The following is a 23,975-nucleotide window of genomic DNA, read 5'->3' on the forward strand; positions in this document are numbered from 1 at the left end:
ACTACCCTTGAGGGGTGACTATTCGCCTGCATGACACCAACGCCCGGCAGATCCGTGACTTCGTCCCGCTCACAGCGGGCTGTGTCTCGATCTACCTCTGTGGCGCGACTGTCCAGGCCGCCCCGCACATCGGGCACATCAGGTCCGGGCTGAACTTCGACATCATGCGCCGCTGGTTCGAGTACCGCGGTTACGACGTGACGTTCATCCGGAATGTCACCGACATCGACGACAAGATCATCAAGAAGGCCGCCGAGCAGAACCGCCCCTGGTGGTCCATCGGCTACGAGAACGAGCGCGCGTTCAACGACGGCTACGACGCCCTGGGCTGCCTCCCGCCCACGTACGAACCGCGCGCCACCGGGCACGTCCCCGAGATGATCGAGATGATGCGCGGCCTCATCGAGCGCGGTCACGCCTACGAGGCCGACGGCAACGTCTACTTCGACGTCCGCTCGTACGAGGGATACCTCGAGCTGTCCAACCAGGACCTCGACGACCTGCGCCAGCCCTCCGGGGACGGCGAGACCGGCAAGCGCGACCAGCGCGACTTCGCCATGTGGAAGTCGGCGAAGCCCGGTGAGCCCAGCTGGGAGACCCCGTGGGGCCGCGGCCGTCCCGGCTGGCACCTGGAGTGCTCCGCGATGGCGCACAAGTACCTCGGCACCGCCTTCGACATCCACGGCGGCGGCATCGACCTGATCTTCCCGCACCACGAGAACGAGATCGCCCAGGCCAAGGCCTTCGGCGACGACTTCGCGAAGTACTGGGTGCACAACGGCTGGGTCACCATGTCCGGCGAGAAGATGTCGAAGTCCCTCGGCAACTCCGTGCTGGTCAGCGAGATGGTCAAGGCCTGGCGCCCGATCGTCCTGCGCTACTACCTCGGCACCCCGCACTACCGCTCCATGATCGAGTACAGCGAAGAGGCCCTGCGTGAGGCCGAGTCCGCGTTCGCGCGGATCGAGGGCTTCATCCAGCGCGTGGTGGAGAAGGCCGGCGGGCCGGTCGAGGCCGCCGCCGAGGTGCCGCCCGCGTTCGCCGAGGCCATGGACGACGACCTCGGGGTCCCGCAGGCGCTCGCGGTCCTGCACACCACGGTCAGGCAGGGCAATTCCGCCCTCGCCGCCGACGACAAGGAAGCCGCCGTCGCCCGCCTCGCCGAGGTGCGCGCGATGCTCGGCGTCCTGGGGCTGGACCCGCTCGACCCGCACTGGGCGGGCGAGAGCGACCGCGGCGAGGATCTGCACGGCGTCGTCGACACCCTCGTACGGCTCGTCCTCGACCAGCGCCAGTCGGCCCGTGAGCGCAAGGACTGGCCCGCGGCCGACGCCATCCGCGACCAGCTCAACCAGTCCGGCCTCGTCATCGAGGACAGCCCCAGCGGACCCCGGTGGACGCTCGGACCGCGCTGAGCGGATTCGCACCATGCGTGAGCAGCGCAAATGTGCCGCCCGGCCGTCCGGGCGGCACACTTTCACTTGACGACGTTTTTCTGAAGCAACGAAACAGGTAGGTCATGGCCGGGAACAGCCAGCGCAGGAACCGCCGCACGTCCAACAAGAAGGGCATGCAGGTCGGCAGCGGTGGCCAGCGACGCCGTGGTCTCGAAGGCAAGGGACCGACGCCGCCCGCCTCCGCCCGCAAGGGACACAAGAAGAACAGGGTGGCGAACGCCCAGGCCAAGCAGGCCGCGGCACGCCGTCCCGCCCCGCGCCGTGGTGGCGCCAAGGGCACGTCGGAGATGGTCGTCGGCCGTAACCCGGTCTTCGAGGCACTGCGTGACGGCGTGCCCGCGACGACGCTCTACGTCCAGCAGTACATCGACAACGACGAGCGGGTCCGCGAGGCGCTCCAGCTCGCCGGTGAGCGCGGCAACATCCACCTGATGGAGGCCCCGCGCCCCGAGCTCGACCGGATGACGAACGGCCTGAACCACCAGGGCCTCGTCCTCCAGGTCCCGCCGTACGAGTACGCGCACCCGGAGGACCTCACCGCCGCCGCGTACGACAACAACGAGGACCCGCTGATCGTCGCACTCGACGGCGTCACGGACCCCCGCAACCTCGGCGCGATCGTCCGCTCGGTCTCCGCGTTCGGCGGCCACGGCGTCGTCGTGCCCGAGCGCCGTGCGGCAGGGATGACCGCCGGGGCCTGGAAGTCCTCGGCGGGCACCGCGGCGCGGACCCCCGTCTCGCGGGTCACCAACCTGACGCGCGCCCTGGAGGGCTACCAGAAGGCCGGCCTCACGGTCGTCGGCCTCGCCGCCGACGGTGAGCACACCGTCGAGGACCTGGAGGCACTGGACGGCCCCGTCGTCATCGTGATCGGCAGCGAGGGCAAGGGCCTGGGGCGCCTCGTCGGCGAGACCTGCGACTACCGCGTCCGCATCTCCATGCCGGGTGGCGCTGAGTCCCTGAACGCCGGTGTCGCCGCGGGCATCGTGCTCTACGAGGTGGCGCGCCGCAGGGCGTGACCCCGTACGCCCCGCCCGCCGAGGGGACCCGGAGGCCGGTCCCCCGGGCGGGCGGCGCGGGAACGACGGGGCCGGGATGTCCGGGCCGAAGCCGCCCACCGGGATGTCCTGTGCCTCCTCACCGCCGTGCACGCGGTACACGTCGAGCGCCTGTCGCCGGTCCGTCTCCCGGCGCGCGGTGCTACGCGCGATCCAGTACGCCGAAGTGCCGCCCGGCCAGGCGGAGTACGTCACCTGTCTGCGCGGCGCCACCCCCGATGCGGCAATCGATCTCCGTACCGGCCGGCCCCGTACGGACGCCGGGAAGTGGTGCGACGGGACGCGCGGAACGGCGTTCCACTCCCCCCGGCCGGGGTTCCGGGCCGCGTGTTCCCGGCGCCGGAGGACGACACCACCGGCCCGCGCACCCTCCGCGAGACGGCCGCAGCGGGCGCGGCGCCCTCCCGCTCCGCGTGCCGCGCGTACACGGACTCGTCGCGCGCGGCGGAGTGTTGACGGGTCTCGGACACTTCGGACGCGTCAAGGCAGTGTCCTAATCACACATCACTCGGTTAGATGAGTGTGGACACCAGAACGCCTCGGTTCGACGACCAACCCGCCCTGAGCATGACGAAGGTGGACAGCGACCCCGCGCAGGTCATCGTCAGCCACGCCAGCTTCCGGGTGCAGCTCGCCCCGGGCCAGCGCACCCGTCTGCGCCCCGTGGGCGGCCCCGCCGGACCGGTCAGGATTCCCGCCATGAGCGGCGCGGGCGGCCGCAGGCGGGCTCCCGTCGTCTGGAGCGGCAGGTCCGAACCGGGCGACCCCGGAGCGACCGGACTCCTGCAGGCCGTACGGAACTCCACCGCCGGCCACTTCGACACCCGCCCCGGCGGCGACTTCGGCGCGGGCGGCGGCACCCAGGTCATCCCCCGCCTCGACGAGACCCAGCCCAACCCCGTGGTCCAGCCCGGCGGCGGCCGCGGCGGCCCGCTGCTGCCGCCCATGCGCCAGGCGGTCGGGGCCTACGACGCGGTCGACACGCCCCGCGACGACACCCCGTACGACGAGGGCCCCGACACCGAGGCCCAGGGCACCACCGGTGAGCGGCGCCACGCCGACACCGTCCGGCACGCGTACTACCCGGGCCGCCGGATGAACCTCGGCGTCGTGCTCCTCCCCCTGCGCGTCATCCTGGGCTTCCTCTCCATCTACGCCGGCATGGGCAAGCTCTGCGACCCCGCCTACTTCGACGGCGGCGACCGCGGCTCCATGGTCAAGTGGCTGACCTCGCTGCACCCCTGGGCCCTCGCCGAACCCCTGCGCGACTTCGCGCTCTCCCACCCCGTCGGTGCCGGACTCTCCGTCGCCTTCCTCCAGGTCATCGTCGGCGTCCTCACCGTCCTGGGCCTCTGGCAGCGCGTCGCCGCGGCCTTCGGGGCCCTGCTCTCCGCCGCCCTCCTGGTGACGGTCAGCTGGCGCACCGCCGCCGCGTACGACACCCCCGACATCATCCTGCTGGCCGCGTGGAGCCCTCTCGTCATCGCCGGCGCTCCCGTCTACTCCCTGGACGGACGCCTCGCGGGCGAGGCCTGGCGCACGCTCGGCCCGCGCTCCGAGATCTGGGACCTCCGCCGGCGGGTGCTGCGCCGCGGCGCGGCGGTCGCCACCGTGGTCGTGGGCCTGACCCTGCTGGTCGGCTCGATGCTCGGCGGGGCGGTCCGCTCCACCGAGGTCGTCACCGTGCCGGGCCCGGACAGCTACCCGACCAACCAGCTGCCCGGCTCCCCGCTCCCCGACAAGACCAAGAGCGAGAAGCGGGGGCCCTCCCGGACCCCGGACGGCCGCACTCCCGAGACGGCCCCCTCCAGCGCTCCGGGCACCCCGTCGGCCGAGGAGTCCACCCAGGGTTCCGACGCCACGGGCGAATCGGCCCCGACGGCCGGTGCGAGCACGGGCGCGCCCAGCCAGACCCAGGGCACGGGCCAGGAGGCCCCGCAGGAGCCGGCCCCGCAGGAGCCCCCGGCGGGCGACGCGGGCCCCAGCTCCTCCGGGTCCACCGGTTCGGGCGGTACGACGGGCGGCTCGGACGGCGGCGAGCCCGAGGACGGCTCCTCCGGCGGCGCCGGGCAGAACCCCATCGGCGGCCTGCTCGGCTGACCCGGGCACCCCACACACCGCGAGGGCGGCCACCGGACATCCGGTGGCCGCCCTCGCTCACGTACGTCCACGCGCGGCCGGGAGCTGTCGGGGCAGCCCTTACGTGCCCGGGTGGGCGCCCAGTTCCTTCGCTGCCTCGGTGAGGTCCTTCGCGGTGTCGATCGCCCGCCAGTAGGCCCCGTGCGGCAGCGGATAGCCGGCCAGCCGGCGTTCGCGGGCCAGCCGGGGGAACGTCGTCCGCTCGTGGTCACCGCGGTCCGGTAGCAGCGACGTGAAGGCGGGCGCGAAGACGTACACGCCCGCGTTGATCAGATACGGCGAGGGCGGCGACTCGATGAAGTCGGTGATGTGCCCGAAGGCGTCGGTCTCCACGGCGCCCCACGGAATCCGGGGGCGGGCGAGCGCGAGCGTCGCGGTGGCGTCCCGCTCGGCGTGGAAGGCGGCCATCTCCCGCAGCGAGAAGCGGGTCCAGATGTCGCCGTTGGTCGCGTACCAGGGCTCGGAGGGCTCGGGGAGCCGCGCCGCGGCATGCTTCAGACCGCCGCCCCGGCCCAGGGGCTCGGTCTCGACGACGGTCGTGACGCGCAACGGAAGATCGGCGGAGGCCAGCCAGTCCTGCAGCACATCGGCGAGATGGCCGCACGAGACCACGGCGTCGGTGACGCCCTCGGCGGCCAGCCAGGACAGCTGATGGCCGATGATCGGGGTCCCCGTCCCGGGGATCTCGACCATCGGCTTGGGGCGGTCATCGGTGTACGGGCGCAGCCGTGAACCCTGCCCACCCGCCAGGATCACGGCCTGCGTCGGATACGTATGCATGCCAGGCACGATATGCCGTGCCGGGACACGCCCGGCTCAGCTGAACTGCGCGACGCCCGAGGCGAAGGAGGTGTCGCAGACCGGACGGGAGAAGCGGTGGGCGCGCGTCGGACCGTACTGGTCGACGGCGGCCTTGCCCAGCGCCTTGGCGATCGACATGCAGTGCTTGGCGAGGGACGGACGCCCCTCGACGGTGCGCTGGAGGCTCGTGAGAGCGACACCCGGGTCCTTCTCGCGGAGCTCCAGCAGGAGCTTGTCGCGCAGGATGTCCTGCGGGGCACGGGCCTTCGCCTGCTTGGACACGGTCTCCGAGGCGGCGGTCAGCAACTGGGTCTCGGTGTCCTGCCCCGACCACTGCACGCGGGTGACCGCGAGGGTCCCGGACAGCACCATGACGACGGGCAGTACGAGGGCGAGGGTTCGGCCGATTCGGCGCGCGGTGTGGGTCACGCAGGCGAGCGTAGCGGCCAGTGATGACTCGGCGACATTTCGTCACCCCTCCGGGGGATGGTTCGAGGGGTCTTTTCGAATAGGGTGTTGACGCTCGGGGGTGAATTGACCGGTGTGCCAGGGTATTTGGCGCCCCTTCGCGCCAAAACCCGATCCGGCGCGCACCACGCAAACGGCCCCGCACCCTCGAAGGGGGCGGGGCCGGAGCGACAGGCTGGGCCGGGCGGATCAGGCGGTCAGGCGCTCACCGGTCGACGTCGCGAAGACGTGCAGCTCGTCCGGGCGCGGCACGACGTGCAGCTCCGTGCCCTTCTCCGGGACGGCACGGCCGCCGACGCGGACGACCAGGTCCTTGTGCTCGCCACCGACCTGCGCGGCACCGTAGACGAAACCGTCGGCGCCGAGCTCCTCGACGACGTTGACGGAGACGGCCAGACCGGCCGGGGCGTCGGAGGAGGCCTTGGAGAGGCCGGTCGCGGCGGCGCCACCGTGCTCGACGATGTCGAAGTGCTCCGGGCGGATACCGACCGTGACGGTGGTGTCACCACGGTTCGCGGCGGCGGTGAGCGCCTCGCGGGAGACCGGGACGACGCTGTTGCCGAACTTCACGCCACCGTCGGTGATCGGGACCTCGACGAGGTTCATCGCGGGGGAGCCGATGAAGCCGGCGACGAAGAGGTTCGCCGGGCGGTCGTACATGTTGCGCGGCGAGTCGACCTGCTGGAGCAGACCGTCCTTGAGGACCGCGACGCGGTCACCCATGGTGAGGGCCTCGACCTGGTCGTGGGTGACGTACACGGTGGTGATGCCGAGACGGCGCTGGAGCGAGGCGATCTGCGTACGCGTCGACACACGGAGCTTGGCGTCGAGGTTCGACAGCGGCTCGTCCATGAGGAAGACCTGCGGCTCACGCACGATCGCGCGGCCCATCGCCACACGCTGGCGCTGACCACCGGAGAGCGCCTTCGGCTTGCGGTCCAGGTAGTCGGTGAGGTCCAGCATCTTGGCGGCCTCTTCGACCTTCGCCCGGATCTCGGTCTTGTTCACACCGGCGATCTTGAGCGCGAAGCCCATGTTGTCCGCGACGGACATGTGCGGGTAGAGCGCGTAGTTCTGGAACACCATGGCGATGTCCCGGTCCTTCGGGGGCAGGTGCGTGACGTCGCGGTCACCGATGCGGATCGCGCCGCCGTTGACGTCCTCGAGACCCGCGAGCATGCGCAGGGAGGTCGACTTGCCACAACCGGAAGGACCGACGAGGACGAGGAACTCGCCGTCCTCGATGTCGATCTCGAGCTGGTCCACGGCCGGCTTCGTGGAGCCGGGGTAGACGCGGGACGCCTTGTCGAACGTGACACTGGCCATGACGATTCTTCTCCTCCACCGGCAGGAACGTGCCGGACGATCCGAGTAAGGGAGTGGTGTGGTCCACTGGAGTGAACCTGAGGTGACGCTACCTGGCGTTTTCGAATATGTCAGTAGGCCTGAGGTCCCGAATATGGCGCGGATTCCTGCCGCTGTGTTCGTTACACTGCTCCCGCACGCCTCCTTAGCTCAGTCCGGCCAGAGCAACGCACTTGTAATGCGTAGGTCGTCGGTTCGAATCCGACAGGGGGCTCCGAGAAACCCCAGGCCACGGCGTCCGTGATCTGGGGTTTTCTGTTGCGCCGGGGCCCCGGCCCGAGACTCCGTGCCCGATGGAGGCGTCAGGCCGGCAGTGCCGTCCTGGGGGCGCTCCGCGTCACCTCGCCCGCCGCCTCGCGGGTCGCACCGGCGAAGGCCTCCAGTGCGCGACTGGTGTTCCCGGCCTGCCACACCAGGCCGTAACCGACGGGTTCCGCGTCGACGAAGGGGAGGTACACGATGCCCGGGTGCGTGTAGTACGTCGTCATGTGCGCGGCCGTGAGCAGGGCGCCCCTGCCTCCCGCGACCAGCGTCAACGCCTCCTGCATCCGGGTCACGGCCGGGCCCCGCGCGATCGGCCGCCCTCCGGGCGTGTGCGTGGGGACGTACTGCTCCAGCCGGTAGACCGGCAGCTCGCCCTCGATCGTGAGCAGAGGTACGCCGGCGAGGTCCTCCATCGACACCGAGCCCCGCGCGGCGAGCGGGTGTGCCGAGGGGACGGCGAGGACGCGCTCCTCGGCGATGAGCGCCGGGCCGCCGCTGAGGTCGTCCTCGCGCACCGGGTGCTCCTGGAGCTGGATGTCGAACGCTCCGCTGCGCAGCTGCCCGAACGGATCGGTCAGCGGGACCTCGCAGATCTCCACGGCGAGGCCGGGGTGGCTGACCCGCAGGGCCTCCGCCGCCTTGAGCGCGATCTCGCCGGTCAGCGGGTTGGAGAATCCCACGTGCAGCACGGTGTCGATGCCACGCGCGGTGGCGGTGGCACGCGCGAGGGCGGCCTCCATCGCGCGGTGGTGCGGTTCGAGGTCCGCGCGCAGTTGTGTGCCCAGCGAGGTGAGGGAGACGCGGCGGCTGGTGCGTACGAACAACGGCGCGCCGACGCGCCTCTCCAGGCGCTGCACCAGCTGGCTCACCCGCGCGCGGGAGAGCCGCATCCGGTCGGCCGTGCGGCCGAAGTGCAGCTCGTCGGCGAGCAGCAGGAAGCACTCGATCTCATCGCGTTCCATCAGATCCCCCAGATGAACCGGATCGGTAAGCCTGACTGAACGAACGTGCAGATCTTCGCCGTTGTTCCGCTCGGCCGTCCTGGCCGATGGTGAAGGAGCCGCCGACGAAGGCCCTCGGCACCGGCGGCGGTACCCCTTCCGCCATCCCGTTCTCCTTTGGAGCTGAACCGACATGAGTGAGCAGAAGACGGCGGTTGCCGCCCCGCTCGGTGCCCGTGACTGGGGCGTGCTGCTCGTCCTGTGCGGCGCGATCTTCCTGGAGGGCATCGATGTGGCCATGCTCAATGTGGCCCTGCCCTCGATCCGTTCCGACCTCGGCCTGTCCACCGGCTCGTTGCAGTGGGTCATGAGCGCGTACGTCCTCGGATACGGCGGCTTCATGCTGGTCGGCGGACGTGCCGCCGACCTCTTCGGGCGGCGCCGGATGTTCGTCCTCTGGCTCGCCGTCTTCCTGGTCTTCTCGGGGCTCGGCGGACTCGCCACCGAGGGCTGGATGCTCGTCACGGCGCGGTTCGTCACCGGAGTCGCGGCCGCCTTCATGACCCCGGCCGGTCTGTCCATCATCACCACCGGCTTCGAGGAGGGCCCGCGCCGCAACAAGGCCCTGCTCATCTACTCCGGCACGGCGGCGGGCGGTTTCTCGATCGGGCTTGTCGTGGGCGGTCTGCTCGCCTCGGTCGACTGGCGCTGGGTGTTCTTCGCCCCGGTCGTGCTCTCGGCCCTGATCCTGCTCGCCGCGCTCGTGTTCGTACCGAGGTCGCCGCGGCCCGACCGGGCGGGCGGGCGTCTCGACCTTGCCGGCGGCCTCGCCATCACCGCGGCGATCCTGCTGCTGGTCGTCGGCGTCGAACGTGCCGGTCACACGTCGCTCGCCTGGACCGCCGGCACGCTCGGGGCGGGTCTCGCCGCCCTCGGCGCGTTCGTCGCGATCGAACGCCGCTCACCGGCTCCGCTGGTCCGCCTCGGCATCTTCCGCAGTGGTTCTCTCGTGCGCGCCAACGTGGTCGGACTGCTCTTCGCCGCAGGGTTCTTCGGCTTCCAGTTCCTGGTCGTCCTCTATCTCCAGGAGCTGCGGGGCTGGTCCACGCTGGAGACCAGCTTCGCGATGATCGTGATCGGGATCGACGCGATCCTCTCGCCGGTCCTCGTGCCCGGACTGGTCGCCCGCTTCGGCAACGCCAGGCTGATCGTCGGCGGACTGCTCCTCGCCTCCCTGTCGTACGCCCTCTTCCTGCCCGTCGGCGCCGACTGGACCTATGCGGCCATGGTCCCGAGCCTGCTGCTGCTCGGTATCGCCTTCTCGCTGGCCTACGGCCCGCTCACCATCGTGGCCACCGAAGGGGTGAAGGAGGAGGAACAGGGGCTGGCCGGCGGGCTGCTCTACACCTCGTTCCAGTTCGGTGCGGCACTGGGCCTCTCGGCCGCCGCGACCGTCAACGTCGCGGCCACCGCGTCGGACTCACCCGGTGCGCTGCTCGACGGATACCGGGCGGCGCTCTGGGTGCCGCTCGTCGCGGCGCTGCTCGCGACGCTCATCAGCGGTCTCGGACTGCGCTCCCGCCGGCCCGCCGGCGCTCAGGTGATCGTCGCGAGTGAACCGCCGGCCGACGACCGGGCGTCGGAACTGCCGGCCGCCCGCTGACATCCGGGCCGCCGTCGGAAAGGGCGGCGTGACGCACTGACCGCTGTCGACGGAATGCCCGGCCAGGTGAACTCTCCTGGCCGGGCTCTGTGGTGGGGGAGGTCGCGCAGGTCAGGCGCCCGGCCGCAGTGGTGCGAGGCTCCCGCGGCACTTCGCGGTCATCACGGGGTGAACCCCGCTCTTCCGTGCCGATCATGGGGAAAACGTCACCGACCGGCTGAGAACCGGTTCCGCGGAGGGTCTTTCCTCACGGGGTGATGCCTCCCTTCCCTTTCGCTCCCTTGCGCACGCTCTGCGTCACTGGTCCGGCTTGATGGTTGGACCTTGTGCCAAAGTTCCGGCGGCCTGGGACTCGGCCCTTCCTTCATGCGTGCACCCGCCCGATAGTTGACCGGCAAGCGGAATTCGTGTTCCGCATTATGGAACAAGGGCAGGAGGAGCAATCCATGACGAAGGTCGGTCCGTCCCTGACTCGTCGTCTCGCTCGAAGTCTTCGGACCTCGATGTTCATGCAGGTCCTCTGCGCGCTTCTCGTCGGCATCGCCGTCGGAGGGATCTGGCCCGAGGTGGGTTCCTCGGTACAGCCCCTCGGTGACGGGTTCATCCGGCTGATCAAGGCCGTCATCGCCCCTCTGGTCTTCTGCGTGGTGGTCACCGGGATCGCCAAGGCCGGTGACCTGAAGTCCTTCGGGAGGATCGGGCTCAAGGCCCTGATCTGGTTCGAGGTGGCCACGACCGTGGCTCTCGTGATCGGGCTGGTGGCCGGCAACCTCGTCCGCCCGGGGGACGGGATGAACGTGGATCCGGCCTCCCTGGACACCTCGGCCGTCGACGCGAAGACCGGTGGCGGCGAACTGCCCTCCACGAGCGAGTTCCTGCTGCACTCGCTGCCCGACAGCGCGGTGGGCGCCTTCGCCGAGAACTCCCTGCTCCAGGTCCTTGTCCTGGCCTGCCTCGTGGGTGCCGCCCTGCTTCATCTGGGTCACACCAAGGTGCCGGCGATTCTCCCTGCCGTGGAACAGGCACAAGAGGTGATCTTCGCCGTCGTCGGTTTCCTCATGAAGCTCGCTCCGCTGGCCGTGTTCGGGGCCACGGCCCACCTGGTCGGCGAGTACGGGCTCGGCGCGCTGACGACGTACGGAAAGCTGATCGGCGTCTGCTACGCGGTGGCGCTGGTCTTCCTGCTGCTGCTCGGCGCCGCCCTGAAGATGTTCACCGGCGTGAGTCTGTGGAAGTTCGTCCGCTACACCCGGGAGGAACTCGTGCTGGCACTGGGCACGGGTTCGAGCGAGACGGTGATGCCGCGGATGATGCAGAAGCTCCGGCAGGCCGGCTGTCGCGATGATTCCGTGGGCCTCGTGCTGCCCACCGGGTACTCGTTCAACCTGGACGGCGCTTCCATCTATCTCTCCATCGCGACACTGTTCATCGCCCAGGCCGTCGGCGTCGACCTGACGCTCGGTCAGCAGGTGACGGTGGTGCTGGTCCTGATGCTGAGCAGCAAGGGGATGGCGGGCGTCCCCGGATCGGCCTTCCTCGCGCTGTCGGCGACGGTATCGGCGCTCGGCGTCATCCCGGCAGGCGCCGTGGCGCTGCTGCTCGGGGTCGACCGGATCATGGACACCATGCGGGTGGCCACCAACCTGCTCGGCAACTGTGTCGCCGTGTTCGCGGTGTCCAAGTGGGAGCGAGCCCTCGACCACGACCGAGCCCGGCAGGTTCTCGACGGAGAGATCGCGTTCGTCCCCGAGGAGGAGGCGACCGCCCCGGCGGAGCGGACCGAGGGCGAGGCGACCGCGTCCGCTGCTGTGGCGGAGGCCGACGCCCGCCGGTGAAGGCGGCCATCCCCGCGCCATCGGCCGTACGCCCCGGCTCCGGGGGCCCGGCGGTGTGCGCGGGGGGCCCGGGGGCTTCGGTGCCGGGGGGATCGGTGACGGCGCCCGGTTCGGTCGAGGGCGCTCGGTCCGGTCAGTGCCGCCCCGCGATGCGGTCCGCCGTCCGGGCGATGCGGTCCGTGGTGGGGCGGGACGAGGCGGACTCGCGGCGGTCCGCCGTGCGGTAGGCGGCGTACAGGGTGTGGACGCCGAGCCAGCGGAAGGGTTCCGGTTCCCAGCGGCGGACCTTGTGGTTGACCCAGGGGAGAGCCGTCAGGTCGGTGGGGCCCGCCTGTCCGGAGTCCTGCTGGATCAGGTCGCGCAGGGTGCGGGCGGCGAGGTTGGCGGTGGCGACGCCCGAGCCGACGTAGCCGCCCGCCCAGCCGAGGCCGGTGCTGCGGTCCAGGGTGACGGTGGCGCACCAGTCGCGGGGGACGCCGAGGACGCCGGACCAGGCGTGGTCGATGCGGGTGCCCGCGGTGGTGGGGAAGAAGCGGACGAGCAGGTCGCGCAGGGCCTCGATGGTGGCGGGCTGGGTGCGGCCGTCGTTGTCGGTGGCCGAGCCGTAGCGGTAGGGGACTCCCCGGCCGCCGAGGGCGATGCGGTCGTCAGCAGTGCGCTGGGCGTACATGTAGGCGTGGGCCATGTCGCCGAGGGTCTCGCGGCCGTCCCAGCCGATGGTCTCCCAGAGGGACCCGGGGAGCGGCTCGGTGACGATCATGGACGAGTTCATGGGGAGCCAGGTGCGTCTGTGGCCCTTGAGCCCCGCGGTGAAGCCTTCGGTGCAGCGCAGGACATAGGGGGCGCGGACCGTGCCGTACGGGGTGACGGCGTGCTTGGGCCTGATCTCGGTGACGGGGGTCGACTCGTGGATCGTGACGCCGAGCGCCTCCACGGCGTCGGCGAGGCCCTTGACCAGCTTGGCGGGGTGCAGGCGCGCGCCGTGCGGGGTCCAGCTGGAGCCGACGGCTCCGCTGACGCGGACGCGTTCGGCGGTCTCGCGGGCGCCGCGCAGCACGCGGTCGGTCTCGCCGAAGGCGATCTCGACGGAGTGGAAGTCCTTCAGACGGGCCAACTGGGCCGGGGTGTGGGCCACTTCGAGTACGCCGCCGTGGTGGATGTCGGCGTCGATGTTCTCCTCGTCCGCGATGCGGATGACCTCGCCGACGGTGTCGTTCATGGCCTGCTGGAGGCGGACGGCGGCGTCGTGGCCGTGCAGCTTGGCGTAGCGGTCGCGCCCCGCGATGCCGTTGTAGAGCCAGCCGCCGTTGCGGCCGGAGGCGCCGTAGCCGCAGAACTTGGCTTCCAGGACGGTGATGTTGAGGAAGGGGACGGCCTTCTTGAGGTAGTACGCCGTCCAGAGTCCCGTGTAGCCGCCGCCGACGATGCAGACGTCGGCGGTGCCGTCGCCGGGCAGGGGTTCGCGCGGGGTGGGGGTGCCCTCGCCCGCGTACCAGAACGAAATGCCGCCGTTGACGGTACTGACGGTGCTCATGTGTCCCCTGCTTGTCCGTGTTCGGCCCAGTCGCTGGAGGGACGGTACCTCTACGCTCGGGATGTGATCGAGGTTCCGGACGAGCTGGTCGTGAGTCTGCGCACCCACAGCGGTGCCGAAGGGGCGGCGTTCGCCGACGCGCTGCCCGGCCTGGCGGGGAGGTTCCTCCAGGAGTGGGGGCTGCGGCCGGACGGGGCGGCGATGTACGGGATGTGCGCGCTGGTGCTTCCGGTGGTGCGCGGGGCGGACGGCCGGCGGGCGGCGCTGAAGCTCCAGATGGTGGACGAGGAGACGGCGGGGGAACCGGTCGCGCTGCGGGCCTGGGGCGCCGCCGGCGCGGGCGCGGTGGCGCTGCTGGAGCACGACGCGGCGACCGGGGCGATGTTGCTGGAACGGCTGGACGAGCGGCGTCCGTTGGCCGGGGTGGCGGATGCCCGGGTGGCGGTGCGGGTGCTCGCCCGGTCGCTGGCGCGGCTGGTCCGCGTACCGGCTCCGCCGGGCATGCGGGGGCTGGGGGAGGCGGCGGAGCGGATGCTCCTGGCCGCGCCCGGGGCGGTCGCGGGGCTGGCGGACGAGGGGGAGCGGCGGTTGCTGCTGGACTGCGCGGCGGCGGTGCGGGAGGTGGCGGGGGAGCCGGGGGACCGGTTGCTGCACTGGGACCTGCACTACGACAACGTCCTGGCCGGGCGCGCGGAGGAGGGCAGGGCGGGGGAGTGGGTCGCGCTGGATCCGAAGCCGCTCTCCGGGGACCCCGGGTTCGAGCTGTTCCCCGCGCTGCACAACCGGTTCGACGCCTCGGAGGTGCTGTGGAGGTTCGATCTGCTGTCGGGGACTCTGGGTCTGGACCGGGAGCGTGCCCGGGCGTGGACGCTGGGGCGGGTGCTGCAGAACGGCCTGTGGGAGGTCGAGGACGGGGCGCGGCGGCTGCCGGCGGACCACGCGGAGATCGCCCGTCGGCTGCTGGGGCGGAACTGAGGGGCGCGGGACGGTTCCGACTGTTTACGCTGCTCCCATGATTCGTGTCGCCACTCCCGAAGACGTCCCCGCCATCCACGCCATGGTCCGTGAGCTCGCGGACTACGAGAAGGCCCTCGACGAGGCGAACGCCACCGAGGAGCAGCTGCGCGAGGCGCTGTTCGGGGAGCGGCCCGCCGCGTACGCCCACATCGCGGTGTCGGACGAGGACGGCGGGGTGGTCGGGTTCGCGCTGTGGTTCCTCAACTTCTCGACGTGGCGCGGGGTGCACGGTGTGTACCTGGAGGACCTGTACGTGCGTCCGGAGCGGCGCGGCGGCGGTCATGGGAAGGCGCTGCTGAGGGAGCTGGCGCGGATCTGTGTGGAGCGCGGGTACGGGCGCCTGGAGTGGTCGGTGCTGAACTGGAACGCCCCGTCCATCGCGTTCTACGAGTCGCTCGGTGCGCGTCCGCAGGACGAGTGGACGGTCTACCGGCTGACGGACGGGGCGCTCGCGGAGCTCGGGGCCGCCGCTGTCTGAGCGCCTCGGGGTGCTCGGTGCCCGTACGGGCGTGAGGTGCTCGGGCGGTCGTAAGGGTTGAGGCGGTCGCGCGAGGTGTTCAGGTGGCCGTGCGGGCGTCGGCGCGTGCCGCCGTGTCCAGGAGCTTGACCGCCAGGACCGCCGCCTCGATGCCGCTGTTGAACGCGACCTCACTCAGCAGTCCGGGCGCGGCCACCTGGTCGCCCGCCAGCAGGATTCCGTCGCCGCGGTCGACGGCGGGCCGGTCGCGCCAGGTGGTGCCGGGTTTGTCGACGGCGCCCGTACGGCCGGACGCGAGGGCCTCGCGGCGCCAGGTGGTGCGGTCCCGCCAGCCGGGGAAGCCCAGGTCGAGCAGGTCCTCGGCGCGGCGGACGGCGTCGTCGCGCGGGGTGCCGGGGGCCAGGGGGATCTGGGCCTGGATCAGCTGCTCGCCGGCGGGGGCGAGGGTGGGGTCCTGGGCGGTGAAGCGTTCGATCCAGCCCGGGGCGTCGAGGTCGGAGACGATGAACGGGTCGCCGCGCCGGGTGCGCAGGGCCAGGTCGAGCAGGACCGTCCGGCCGCTCTCCCAGCTCAGGGCGGGGTCCTCCAGCAGGGCGCGCGCGGAGTCGAGATGGGTGGCGACGATCACCGGTCCGCCCCGCCGCAGGCCGGCCAGTTCGCGGGGGCCGATGCGCGCGCCGGTCTCGATGCGTACGCCGAGGTCCCACGCACGTGACGCCATCCGCTCGACGAGCGTGGCCCAGCCGCCGATCGGGTAATGGGCCTCGGGCGGCAGTGCGGTGGCGCGGCGGAAGCGTTCCTGGACGAAGGCGGCGGAGAGCGAACCGGGGTCGTGGTGGAAGAGAGCCACGCCCATGTAGTGCGCCGCCGCGCGGGCTCCCGCCTCTCCGGTCTCGGCGGTGGCCCAGCTCAGGAAGTCGGTGCCGACGGGGGCCGTCCGGGCGCTGCGGCGCGCGAGGCGCAGCATGCCGAGGGGCGGGGTCCTGCGCAGGGTGCCGCCCCGGTGGAAGAGGAAGCGGGCGGCTTCGAGGGGCGGTACGGAGGCGAGCGGGCCCAGGAGCCCCCGCTTGCTGAGCCAGGTCCAGTGCGGGCCGCGCCTGTACAGGGCGTGCGGGCCCTCGTTGGTGAGGTAGGGGCCGTCCGATGTCCTGGCCCGTCCGCCGAGGGTCCGGTGGGCCTCGTGGAGGGTGACGGGGACGTGGGACTCGGCGGCGGTGATGGCCGCGGTGAGCCCGGCCAGGCCGCCGCCGACGATGTGGATGCGCTGCATGGAACGTCTCCTCGCGATGGGCGCTTCTGCACGGGGGACGGATAGGCCCGGCGGTTCCGTGACACCGGTCCGGGGGCGATGTCAGTGGTGTGCGTCACGATGGGGGGCATGGCACGTACAGGCAACAGGAGCGGCAGGGGCGCGGGCGCGAAGGGCGGGGTGGCGCCGGTGCGCCGGCCGGAGGTCCGGCTGCCCCCGCTCGTGGAGTACGACGGGGAGGGGCTGGAGCCCGACGGGGACTACGACGGTCTGCGGTTCGAGGGGACGGACCTCGCCGACGCGTCGGGGCCCGGCGCGCGCTTCATGGACTGCGAGCTGCGTGGCTGCGCCCTGGACCGTGCGGAGCTGGTGCGGGCCAGGTTCATCGACTCGGTGCTGACGGGGGTGCGCGGGGTGGGCACCGATCTGGCGGGGGCGTCGCTGCGGGACGTGGAGGTCGTGGACGCGCGGCTGGGCGGTGTCCAGCTGCACGGCGCGGTGCTGGAGCGGGTGCTCGTGAAGGGCGGGAAGATCGACTATCTGAATCTGCGCAAGGCACGGCTGAAGGACGTCGTGTTCGAGGGCTGTGTGCTCTCGGAGCCGGATTTCGCGGAGGCGCATCTGGTCCGGGTGGAGTTCCGGGACTGTGTGCTGAAGCGGGCCGACTTCAGCTCCGTACGGATGGAGTCCGTGGATCTGCGGACGGTCGCGGAGCTCGACATCGCGCGGGGCGTGGAGCGGCTGGCGGGGGCGGTCATCAGCCCGCCCCAGCTGATGGAGCTCGCTCCGGCGTTCGCCGCGCAGATCGGGGTGCGCGTGGAGGCGTGATCCCGGCCGGGGCGCCGTCAGAGGCGGGGGAAGCGGGCCTGGAGGTCCCAGATGATCGGGTTGTCGGCGAGGCCTTCGTGCATGTCGGCCAGGTCGGCGATCAGGTCGTGCAGGAAGTCGCGGGCCTCGCGGCGCAGCAGGGAGTGGCTGAAGGTGAGCGGGGGCTCGTCGCCGGGCATCCAGTCGGCCTCGACGTCCACCCAGCCGAAGCGGCGCTCGAAGAGCATGCGGTCGGACGATTCGGTGAAGTCGAGCTCGGCGAACTGCCGGCGGTGCGAGCGGTTCCCTCGGGGGTCGCGGTCGATCTGCTCGACGATGTCGCACAGCGCCCAGGCGAAGTCGAGCACGGGGACCCATCCCCAGGCTGTGGACACCTCCCGGTCGGCCTTGGTGTCGGCGAGGTAGACGTCCCCGGAGAACAGGTCGTGCCGCAGGGCGCGGACGTCCGCGCGGCGGTAGTCGGTCTGCGGGGGGTCCGGGAAGCGCCGGGAGAGGGAGTAGCCGATGTCGAGCACGGTTCGATGGTGTCATGCCGCGCGAGGGCCGGGCGCCGCGCGAGGGTGGTGCGAGGCCGGGCACCGCGCGGGGGTCCGCTACGGGAGCAGCCGTTGTTCCTTGGCGACGGAGACCGCTCCCGCACGGGTGTCGACGCCGAGCTTCTCGTAGATCCTGCCCAGGTGGGTCTTGACGGTGGCCTCGCTGATGAAGAGGGCCCGCGCGATGTCGCGGTTGCCGAGTCCCTGCGACAGCTGGCCGAGGATGTCGAGTTCGCGGTCGGTCAGGGTGGGTCTGGGGCTGCGCATCCGGGCCATGACGCGGCTGGCGACGGGAGGGGAGAGCGTGGTGCGGCCCTGGGCTGCGGCGCGGATCGCGGCGAAGAGCTCCTCGGGCCGCTCGGCCTTCAGTAGATAGCCGGTGGCCCCGGCCTCGATGGCGCGGGTGATGTCCGCGTCCGTGTCGTACGTCGTGAGGACGAGGACATGGACGGTCCCGGCGGCGGCGATGCGGCGAGTGGCCTCGACGCCGTCGATGCCGGGGCCGAGCTGGAGGTCCATCAGCACGACGTCGGGGGTGAGCCGTGCGGCGAGCGCGACGGCCTCCTCGCCGCTGCCCGCCTCGCCCACGACCTCGATGTCCGGTTCGCCGCCGAGGAGGGCGAGCAGTCCGGCGCGTACGACGGCGTGGTCGTCGCAGAGCAGGATCCGTACGGTCGGATTCATGCGCGTTCCTCTGGATCGGAAGGGGTCGGCGAGGCCGGTGGGGCCGCCGGGACCGTGGGGGCCGTCGGGTGGGCCAGGGGCACGGCGGCGGACAGGACCGTGCCCTCGCCGGGCGCGGACTCGATGGTCAGGGTGCCGCCGAGCTGCTGGACCCGGGCCCGCATCGCGGGCAGGCCGTGACCGCGTACGCCTCCGGCGGGGCCGGCCGCCTGCCCGGCCGGGCTGAAGCCCCGGCCGTCGTCGGCGATGTCGAGGACGACCCGGTCGTCCAGGTGGGTCAGGGTCAGCGCGGCGACGGTCGCCTCCGCGTGCTCGGCGACATTCGCGAGGGCGCCCTGTGCGATCCGCAGCAGCGCCGACTGCACCCGGTCGGGGAGCGCGGTGGCCGGTACGCCCTCGACATGGCAGCGGACGGTGAGGCCCTCGGCGCCCTGGGCGGTCTCGCGGGCGGCGAGTGCGTGCAGCGCCGCTTCGAGGCCGCCTCCTTCCGCCAGATCGGCCGGTGCGAGGTCGTGCACGAAGCGGCGCGCCTCGGCGAGGTTGCGTTCCGCGATGCCGGTCGCGGTCAGGACGTGGCGGCGGGCGGTGGCGGGGTCGGCGTCCCAGGAGCGGTCGGCGGCCTGGAGCAGCATCTGCTGGCTGGAGAGGCCCTGGGCCAGGCTGTCGTGGATCTCCATGGAGAGCCGCTGGCGCTCCGCGAGGGTCCCCTCCCGGCGCTCGGTGGCGGCCAGTTCCCGACGGGTGCGCAACAGGTCGTCGATGAGTTCACGCTGGCGTCCGGCCTGGCGCTGCATGTGGACGAAGACGGCGGTGGCGACGGCGGCGACGGCGGGCGGGGCCAGGACGAGATTGGGGTCGAAGCCCGTGGCGAGCCGCAGTTGGGCCGCGACGACGAACACGGTGAGCAGGGCGACGAGCGCCAGGGCCGCACGCGGCGGCAGGATGCGCAGGCCGGTGTAGAAGAGCGGCACCGCACACCACGCGAAGCTCGGCGCGAGGACGACCAGGACCATCCAGACGACGACGAGGATGCCGAGCCAGGCCAGCCGGCGGGGTGTGGGGCGGGAGCCGAGGACCGGGCCGAGGAGATAGAGCACGACGAGCGTGGCCGACAGCGCGATGATCCACGGGGTGCGGGTCTCGCCGGGATGGCGCATCAGGAAGCGAGCGAGCGAGGCGCTGAGCAGCAGGAAGAACGCGGCGTGCATGAGGAGCGCCAGCCACCGGGTGTCGGCGTCGTCCGGCGCGGTGGCCGTACGGCCCGCAGCCGGCCGGTCCGCGCCGGTCGCCCCGTACACGGCGGAGCCGTCCGTGGTCGCCTCGCGGCCCGCAGCCGTCGATCCGTGCGCCGTCGGCTCCCGGCCCGCCGCGCCGGCGCGGCCCGCAGCCGTACCCGCGTCCGCCTGTGCGGCGCGGTTCGCCTGTGCGGCGCGGTCCGCCGCAGTCGGCCGGTCCGCGCCCGGGTCGGTTCCCTTCCGCCGCACCTCGTAACCCCGCGTTCCCTCGATCGCGCCCTGCTGTGACCTGCCGCGCCCTGACCTGCCGCGCTCCGCGGCGACCTGCCTGCGGCGCGCCCTGCCGTGCCGTGTCCGCGTCGGCGCTGACCTGCACGGACATCCCATGGTCACCCCTCGGGGCCACCTCCGCATCAACCGATCGGCCGACGGGGCGGTCGGCCGTCGTGGGGGCGGCTTCCAGCCGGTACGCCGACGGTACGGGCCCGGATCCGGCCGGAGGATCGATACCGGAAGCAGAAAGCCGAGCCCGGAGCCGTTCGAGGCCGAGCCCGAAGTCACCCGAGGAGTCCCCATGAAGAAGATGTCGCTTCGCACCCGTGTCCTGACCGGTGCCGTCGCCGCCGCCGCTCTGGGCGCCGGTACCTTCGGCGCGATGTCGGCGAGCGCGTCCACCCCGGCCGCCGCCCCCGCCGCCGCGGTGAAGGCCGACGCCTCCGACCGCAACCTCCAGCAGTCCACGCACCTGACCGTGGCCGCCGCCACGAAGGCCGCGCAGGCCACCCTGGACGCCGCGAAGAAGGAGAACCAGCGCGTCTCGGTGGCCGTCGTCGACCGCAACGGCAACACCATCGTCACCCTGCGCGGCGACGGTGCGGGCCCGCAGTCGCCCGAGTCCGCCGTGAAGAAGGCGTACACCGCCGTCTCCTGGAACGCGCCCACCTCCGAGCTGGTCAAGCGCCTGGAGCAGGCCCCGAACCTGAAGGACATCCCCGGCACCCTGTTCCTGGCGGGCGGCGCTCCCGTGCAGGTCAAGGGCGCCCCGGTGGCGGGCATCGGCGTGGCCGGCGCTCCGAGCGGCGACCTCGACGAGAAGTTCGCCGCGGCGGGCGTCGCGGCCCTCGGCAAGTAGCGCGCGGCGGGCGTCGCGGTCCTCGGCAAGTAGCGCGCGGCGGGCGTCGCGGTCCTCGGCAAGTAGCGCGCGGCGGGCGTCGCGGTCCTCGGCAAGTAGCGCACCGACCCCGCTGCCCGGTCCGGGCCGGTGCCGACCGCGGCGGACCGCAGCGCCTACGCTCGGCGTGTGCATCCACGATCAGCGGCACGCCGCACCGCACTCGGCGCCGCCCTGCTGCCGGTCCTGGCCGTCCTGGCCGCGGGCTGCGCGGCGGGCCGGGGCGGGGTCGTGGGCACGCCCGGCGGCGCGGGGCTGCGCGATCCGTACTTCCCCCGGCTCGGCAACGGCGGTTACGACGTCACGCACTACGCCCTGGACCTGGAGCTCGGCTCCGGCGGCCCGTCCGCCCGGCTGAGCGGCACCGCCGTGATCACGGCGCGCGCCACCCAGGACCTCAGCGCGTTCAACCTGGACCTCGCCGGCCTGGAGGTCCGTTCGGTGACGGTCGAGGGGCTGCCCGCCGCGGTGAACCGGGCCGGCACGGAACTGACACTGCGTCCGGACAGCGAGGTCGCGGACCGTCTGCGCGAGGGCCGGACGTTCCGCACGGTCGTGCGCTACGCCGGGTCACCCCGGACCGTCACCGACGCGGACGGCTCCGAGGAGGGCTGGCTGCGCACCGCCCGGGGGACGGTCGCGCTCGGGGAACCGGCCGGTTCCATGGCCTGGTTCCCCGGGAACCACCACCCGAGCGACAAGGCGTCCTACGACATCCGGATCACCGTTCCCGAGGGCCGGAGCGCGGTGTCCAACGGGGAGCTGGAGTCCCGTCGCACGACCGGCGGCCGCACGACGTTCCACTGGCGTGTCCGCGAGCCGATGGCGAGCGCTCTCGCGACCGTCGCGGTCGGCCCGTACGCCGTGAGGAGCACCGCCACCGGGGACGGACTGCCGGTGGTCACGGCGGTGGACCCGGGATCGGCCCGGGCGAGTGCCGCGGTGCTGGCGCGGATTCCCGAGGTGGTCGCCTGGGGGGAGAAGCGTTTCGGCCCGTACCCCTTCTCGTCGGCCGGGGCGATCGTGGGCCGTCCGGGCGACGCGGGATACGCGCTGGAGACGCAGAACAGGCCCTTCTTCCCCGGCCCGCCGGACATCGGGCTGCTGGTCCATGAGCTGGCCCACCAGTGGTTCGGCAATTCCGTGACGCCCCGGAGCTGGCGGGACATGTGGCTCAACGAGGGCTTCGCGACGTACGCGGAGTGGCTCTGGAGCGAGGACCACGGCGGCCCGTCCGTGCGGGAGAGCTTCGCCACGGCATACGCCGACGACGCGAACTGGGCCTTCCCGCCCTCCCGTCCGCCCGGCCCCGCCGATCTGTCCAGGCCGCCGGTCTACGGGCGGGGCGCGATGGTCGTGCACCGCGTCCGGCAGGAGATGGACGACGACGCGGCCTTCTTCCGCCTGGTCAGGGGCTGGCTGAAGGACCACAGGCACGGCAACGCGTCGACGGAGGACTTCACCGCGTACGTCGAGGAGAAGTCCGGCCTGGACCTGACGGAGCTGTGGGACACCTGGCTGGACGGCGGGAGCCGGCCCGCGCTGGGCTGACCGGCTCCCTGTGGTGCGGGTCCGTCCGCTACTTGACGTTGACCCCGGCCCAGGCGGCGCCGACGGCCGCGAACTCGGCGCTGTCCGCGCCGAACAGGTCGGTGGCCGCCTTCTCGGTCGCGACGCGCGCGCCCGCGTAGTCGGTGCTCGACGTCATGTAGACCGACAGCGCCTTGTACCAGATCTGGTAGGCCTTCTGGCGGCCGATGCCGGTGACCGTGGAGCCGTCGGCGGTCGGGGAGTCGTAGTCGACGCCGTCGATCGTCTTGGCGCCGCTGCCCTCGGCCAGCAGGTAGAAGAAGTGGTTGGCGACGCCGGAGGAGTAGTGCACGTCGAGGTCGCCGACGCCGGCGTCCCAGTAGTCCGCCGAGCCGCCGTCCTTGCTGGGCTCGTCCATGTAGCGCAGCGGGGAGCCGTCGCCGTTGAGGTCGATCTTCTCGCCGATGAGGTAGTCACCGGGGTCGGTGGTGTTGCCGGCGTAGAACTCGACGGCGGTGCCGAATATGTCGCTGGTCGCCTCGTTGAGGCCGCCCGACTCGCCGGAGTAGTCGAGGTTGGCGGTGGCGGCGGTGAGGCCGTGGCTCATCTCGTGTCCGGCGACGTCTATCGCGGTGAGCGCGCTCTTGTCGTCGGCCCCGTCGCCATAGGTCATGCAGAAGCAGCTGTCGTCCCAGAAGGCGTTGACGTAACCGGTGCCGAAGTGGACGCGGGAGTAGGCGGCCCTGCCGTCGCCGGCTATGCCGTCGCGGCCCAGCTCGGACTTGTAGAAGTCCCAGGTCTTGGCCGCGCCGTAGTGCGCGTCGACCGCGGCGGTCTGGCGGTCGTCGCCGGTGCCGTCGCCCCAGGTGTCGTCGGTGTCGGTGACGAGGGTGCCGGTGCCGGTCTGGCCCTGGTTCAGGTCGTACGTCTTGTGGCCGCCCCGGTCGCCGTCGGTCAGCTCGAAGCCCGAGCCGGCCTCGGTGGTCGACAGGGTGACCTGCCCGCTGTACTGGCTGTTGCCGGTGCCGGTCTCGACCGCCTCGAAGCTGTGCAGCTTCTTGCCGGTGGTGGCGTCCGTGATGACGTGCAGCTTGCTGGGCGTGCCGTCCTTCTGGACACCGGTCCTGACGGTCTCGAAGGCGAGGACCGGCTTCGCGCCGCGCGCCCAGACGACCGTGCGCGCGCTCGCCGCGGACTTCAGCTTCGGCTGGGTGGACGGTACGGCGATGCGGGCTTCGGTGGCCCTGTCCACGCCCTTGGACGAGCCGTCGGCGGCGGTGTGGGTGACGAGGTCTCCGCCGAGGACCGGCAGCCCGGCGTAGGTGCGCTCGTAGCGGGTGTGCACGGTGCCGTCGGCATCCTTGATCACATCACGGGCGATCAGTTCCTCCTGGCTGCCGAGGCCGAGGGCCTCGGCAGCGGCGGGGGCGTCGTCCTGGGCTGCCCGCAGCGCGGTGCCGCGGGCGGCTGCCGTGTTCACGCCGAGCGCGGTGGCGCCGGAGGAAGAGGCGCTGCCGTCGGCGGTGTGGGGACCGGCCGTGGCCGTACCGGTCTGTACGCCGACGACGACCATCGCGGCAACTGCGGCCAGGGCGGCGGCGCGACGGGTGTTCATGTGGGGGGTCATGCCTTCTCCGTTGCTCGTTCCTGTGGGGGTTACGAGCGGAGAGCGTGCCACCGAATGAGCGAATTTGACGGGACGCCGACAATTGCCTCACAAGT

General features: G+C 72.2%; 21 protein-coding genes and 1 tRNA gene. 12 read left to right on the forward strand and 10 right to left on the reverse strand.

Annotated elements, in window-relative coordinates; translation table 11 throughout:
- Positions 1 to 14 precede the first annotated feature (14 nt).
- The 4 genes from cysS to AMK10_RS00625 all read left to right on the forward strand — a co-directional run bounded on the left by cysS (position 15) and on the right by AMK10_RS00625 (position 4,615).
- On the forward strand, positions 15 to 1,415 hold the full coding sequence (cysS, locus tag AMK10_RS00610) for a cysteine--tRNA ligase (protein ID WP_073743634.1): 1,401 nt from the start codon (positions 15 to 17) through the stop codon (positions 1,413 to 1,415).
- A gap of 104 nt (positions 1,416 to 1,519) precedes the next feature.
- On the forward strand, positions 1,520 to 2,476 hold the full coding sequence (gene rlmB, locus AMK10_RS00615; protein WP_073743637.1) for a 23S rRNA (guanosine(2251)-2'-O)-methyltransferase RlmB: 957 nt from the start codon (positions 1,520 to 1,522) through the stop codon (positions 2,474 to 2,476).
- Positions 2,477 to 2,579: 103 nt separating this feature from the next.
- Positions 2,580 to 3,035: a dTDP-4-dehydrorhamnose 3,5-epimerase family protein gene (locus AMK10_RS38660; protein ID WP_443333119.1), complete on the forward strand. Its 456-nt coding sequence runs from the start codon at positions 2,580 to 2,582 to the stop codon at positions 3,033 to 3,035.
- 47 nt (positions 3,036 to 3,082) lie between these two features.
- Positions 3,083 to 4,615, forward strand: coding sequence for a DoxX family protein (locus AMK10_RS00625; protein WP_073745919.1), 1,533 nt, complete (start codon positions 3,083 to 3,085; stop codon positions 4,613 to 4,615).
- A gap of 99 nt (positions 4,616 to 4,714) precedes the next feature.
- Here the strand turns inward: AMK10_RS00625 and AMK10_RS00630 are convergent, their stop codons facing one another.
- The 3 genes from AMK10_RS00630 to AMK10_RS00640 all read right to left on the reverse strand — a co-directional run bounded on the left by AMK10_RS00630 (position 4,715) and on the right by AMK10_RS00640 (position 7,249).
- Positions 4,715 to 5,434 carry a nucleotidyltransferase family protein gene (locus AMK10_RS00630; RefSeq protein WP_073743641.1) on the reverse strand — a complete coding sequence of 240 codons (720 nt, stop codon included), beginning with the start codon at positions 5,432 to 5,434 and terminating at the stop codon, positions 4,715 to 4,717.
- Positions 5,435 to 5,470: 36 nt separating this feature from the next.
- Positions 5,471 to 5,884, reverse strand: coding sequence for a hypothetical protein (locus AMK10_RS00635; RefSeq protein WP_073743643.1), 414 nt, complete (start codon positions 5,882 to 5,884; stop codon positions 5,471 to 5,473).
- A 228-nt stretch (positions 5,885 to 6,112) separates the two neighbouring features.
- On the reverse strand, positions 6,113 to 7,249 hold the full coding sequence (locus AMK10_RS00640; RefSeq protein ID WP_073743645.1) for an ABC transporter ATP-binding protein: 1,137 nt from the start codon (positions 7,247 to 7,249) through the stop codon (positions 6,113 to 6,115).
- A 178-nt stretch (positions 7,250 to 7,427) separates the two neighbouring features.
- Between AMK10_RS00640 and AMK10_RS00645 the strand changes: the two genes are divergently transcribed.
- Positions 7,428 to 7,502 (forward strand) — tRNA-Thr (locus tag AMK10_RS00645).
- Between the two features lie 88 nt (positions 7,503 to 7,590).
- On the opposite strand, the gene AMK10_RS00650 is transcribed toward AMK10_RS00645, so the two are convergent.
- Complete coding sequence (locus AMK10_RS00650) at positions 7,591 to 8,514, reverse strand: LysR family transcriptional regulator (RefSeq protein ID WP_073743647.1); 924 nt, start codon at positions 8,512 to 8,514, stop codon at positions 7,591 to 7,593.
- A 172-nt stretch (positions 8,515 to 8,686) separates the two neighbouring features.
- On the opposite strand from AMK10_RS00650, the gene AMK10_RS00655 reads away from it, so the two are divergent.
- Positions 8,687 to 10,156, forward strand: a complete 1,470-nt coding sequence (locus tag AMK10_RS00655) for an MFS transporter (protein WP_073743649.1) — start codon at positions 8,687 to 8,689, stop codon at positions 10,154 to 10,156.
- Between the two features lie 446 nt (positions 10,157 to 10,602).
- Positions 10,603 to 11,991 (forward strand): cation:dicarboxylate symporter family transporter, encoded by a 1,389-nt coding sequence (locus AMK10_RS00660; RefSeq protein WP_073743651.1) that lies wholly within the window; start codon positions 10,603 to 10,605, stop codon positions 11,989 to 11,991.
- Positions 11,992 to 12,124: 133 nt separating this feature from the next.
- Here the strand turns inward: AMK10_RS00660 and AMK10_RS00665 are convergent, their stop codons facing one another.
- Positions 12,125 to 13,525: an NAD(P)/FAD-dependent oxidoreductase gene (locus AMK10_RS00665; protein ID WP_073743653.1), complete on the reverse strand. Its 1,401-nt coding sequence runs from the start codon at positions 13,523 to 13,525 to the stop codon at positions 12,125 to 12,127.
- Between the two features lie 63 nt (positions 13,526 to 13,588).
- On the opposite strand from AMK10_RS00665, the gene AMK10_RS00670 reads away from it, so the two are divergent.
- Together AMK10_RS00670 and AMK10_RS00675 are read left to right on the forward strand one after the other, a co-directional pair.
- The gene (locus AMK10_RS00670) at positions 13,589 to 14,500 is read left to right on the forward strand and encodes an aminoglycoside phosphotransferase family protein (protein ID WP_073743655.1); all 912 of its coding nucleotides are present in this window, start codon (positions 13,589 to 13,591) and stop codon (positions 14,498 to 14,500) included.
- Between the two features lie 37 nt (positions 14,501 to 14,537).
- Positions 14,538 to 15,020 carry a GNAT family N-acetyltransferase gene (locus tag AMK10_RS00675; RefSeq protein WP_073743657.1) on the forward strand — a complete coding sequence of 161 codons (483 nt, stop codon included), beginning with the start codon at positions 14,538 to 14,540 and terminating at the stop codon, positions 15,018 to 15,020.
- Positions 15,021 to 15,099: 79 nt separating this feature from the next.
- Here the strand turns inward: AMK10_RS00675 and AMK10_RS00680 are convergent, their stop codons facing one another.
- Entirely contained in the window at positions 15,100 to 16,290 is a 1,191-nt protein-coding gene (locus AMK10_RS00680; protein WP_073743659.1) for an NAD(P)-binding protein, read from the reverse strand.
- A 99-nt stretch (positions 16,291 to 16,389) separates the two neighbouring features.
- Here AMK10_RS00680 and AMK10_RS00685 point away from each other — a divergent pair, with 99 nt between their 5' ends.
- Positions 16,390 to 17,097, forward strand: coding sequence for a pentapeptide repeat-containing protein (locus tag AMK10_RS00685; protein ID WP_241839451.1), 708 nt, complete (start codon positions 16,390 to 16,392; stop codon positions 17,095 to 17,097).
- Positions 17,098 to 17,114: 17 nt separating this feature from the next.
- Here the strand turns inward: AMK10_RS00685 and AMK10_RS00690 are convergent, their stop codons facing one another.
- The 3 genes from AMK10_RS00690 to AMK10_RS00700 form a co-directional block, all read right to left on the reverse strand.
- Entirely contained in the window at positions 17,115 to 17,612 is a 498-nt protein-coding gene (locus AMK10_RS00690) for a hypothetical protein (RefSeq protein WP_073743664.1), read from the reverse strand.
- Between the two features lie 78 nt (positions 17,613 to 17,690).
- The gene (locus tag AMK10_RS00695; RefSeq protein WP_073743666.1) at positions 17,691 to 18,317 is read right to left on the reverse strand and encodes a response regulator; all 627 of its coding nucleotides are present in this window, start codon (positions 18,315 to 18,317) and stop codon (positions 17,691 to 17,693) included.
- Positions 18,314 to 19,615 carry a sensor histidine kinase gene (locus AMK10_RS00700; protein ID WP_073745922.1) on the reverse strand — a complete coding sequence of 434 codons (1,302 nt, stop codon included), beginning with the start codon at positions 19,613 to 19,615 and terminating at the stop codon, positions 18,314 to 18,316. Before AMK10_RS00700 ends, AMK10_RS00695 begins: the two co-directional genes overlap by 4 nt.
- A gap of 511 nt (positions 19,616 to 20,126) precedes the next feature.
- Between AMK10_RS00700 and AMK10_RS00705 the strand changes: the two genes are divergently transcribed.
- Together AMK10_RS00705 and AMK10_RS00710 are read left to right on the forward strand one after the other, a co-directional pair.
- Positions 20,127 to 20,684: a GlcG/HbpS family heme-binding protein gene (locus tag AMK10_RS00705; RefSeq protein ID WP_073743668.1), complete on the forward strand. Its 558-nt coding sequence runs from the start codon at positions 20,127 to 20,129 to the stop codon at positions 20,682 to 20,684.
- 168 nt (positions 20,685 to 20,852) lie between these two features.
- The gene (locus tag AMK10_RS00710; protein ID WP_073745924.1) at positions 20,853 to 22,274 is read left to right on the forward strand and encodes a M1 family metallopeptidase; all 1,422 of its coding nucleotides are present in this window, start codon (positions 20,853 to 20,855) and stop codon (positions 22,272 to 22,274) included.
- A gap of 28 nt (positions 22,275 to 22,302) precedes the next feature.
- On the opposite strand, the gene AMK10_RS00715 is transcribed toward AMK10_RS00710, so the two are convergent.
- Positions 22,303 to 23,880 carry a M4 family metallopeptidase gene (locus tag AMK10_RS00715; RefSeq protein WP_073743671.1) on the reverse strand — a complete coding sequence of 526 codons (1,578 nt, stop codon included), beginning with the start codon at positions 23,878 to 23,880 and terminating at the stop codon, positions 22,303 to 22,305.
- Between the last annotated feature and the right edge of the window lie 95 nt (positions 23,881 to 23,975).

The sequence above is a fragment of the Streptomyces sp. CB02058 genome, from assembly GCF_001905505.1.
GTDB lineage: Bacteria > Actinomycetota > Actinomycetes > Streptomycetales > Streptomycetaceae > Streptomyces.

Coding starts and splice junctions, on each gene's coding strand:
- rlmB (WP_073743637.1), top strand. CDS start 1,520: ATGGCCGGGAACAGCCAGCGCAGGAACCGCCGCACGTCCAACAAGAAG.
- AMK10_RS38660 (WP_443333119.1), top strand. CDS start 2,580: ATGTCCTGTGCCTCCTCACCGCCGTGCACGCGGTACACGTCGAGCGCC.
- AMK10_RS00625 (WP_073745919.1), top strand. CDS start 3,083: ATGACGAAGGTGGACAGCGACCCCGCGCAGGTCATCGTCAGCCACGCC.
- AMK10_RS00630 (WP_073743641.1), bottom strand. CDS start 5,434: ATGCATACGTATCCGACGCAGGCCGTGATCCTGGCGGGTGGGCAGGGT.
- AMK10_RS00640 (WP_073743645.1), bottom strand. CDS start 7,249: ATGGCCAGTGTCACGTTCGACAAGGCGTCCCGCGTCTACCCCGGCTCC.
- AMK10_RS00650 (WP_073743647.1), bottom strand. CDS start 8,514: ATGGAACGCGATGAGATCGAGTGCTTCCTGCTGCTCGCCGACGAGCTG.
- AMK10_RS00655 (WP_073743649.1), top strand. CDS start 8,687: ATGAGTGAGCAGAAGACGGCGGTTGCCGCCCCGCTCGGTGCCCGTGAC.
- AMK10_RS00660 (WP_073743651.1), top strand. CDS start 10,603: ATGACGAAGGTCGGTCCGTCCCTGACTCGTCGTCTCGCTCGAAGTCTT.
- AMK10_RS00665 (WP_073743653.1), bottom strand. CDS start 13,525: ATGAGCACCGTCAGTACCGTCAACGGCGGCATTTCGTTCTGGTACGCG.
- AMK10_RS00675 (WP_073743657.1), top strand. CDS start 14,538: ATGATTCGTGTCGCCACTCCCGAAGACGTCCCCGCCATCCACGCCATG.
- AMK10_RS00680 (WP_073743659.1), bottom strand. CDS start 16,290: ATGCAGCGCATCCACATCGTCGGCGGCGGCCTGGCCGGGCTCACCGCG.
- AMK10_RS00685 (WP_241839451.1), top strand. CDS start 16,390: ATGGGGGGCATGGCACGTACAGGCAACAGGAGCGGCAGGGGCGCGGGC.
- AMK10_RS00695 (WP_073743666.1), bottom strand. CDS start 18,317: ATGAATCCGACCGTACGGATCCTGCTCTGCGACGACCACGCCGTCGTA.
- AMK10_RS00705 (WP_073743668.1), top strand. CDS start 20,127: ATGAAGAAGATGTCGCTTCGCACCCGTGTCCTGACCGGTGCCGTCGCC.
- AMK10_RS00715 (WP_073743671.1), bottom strand. CDS start 23,880: ATGACCCCCCACATGAACACCCGTCGCGCCGCCGCCCTGGCCGCAGTT.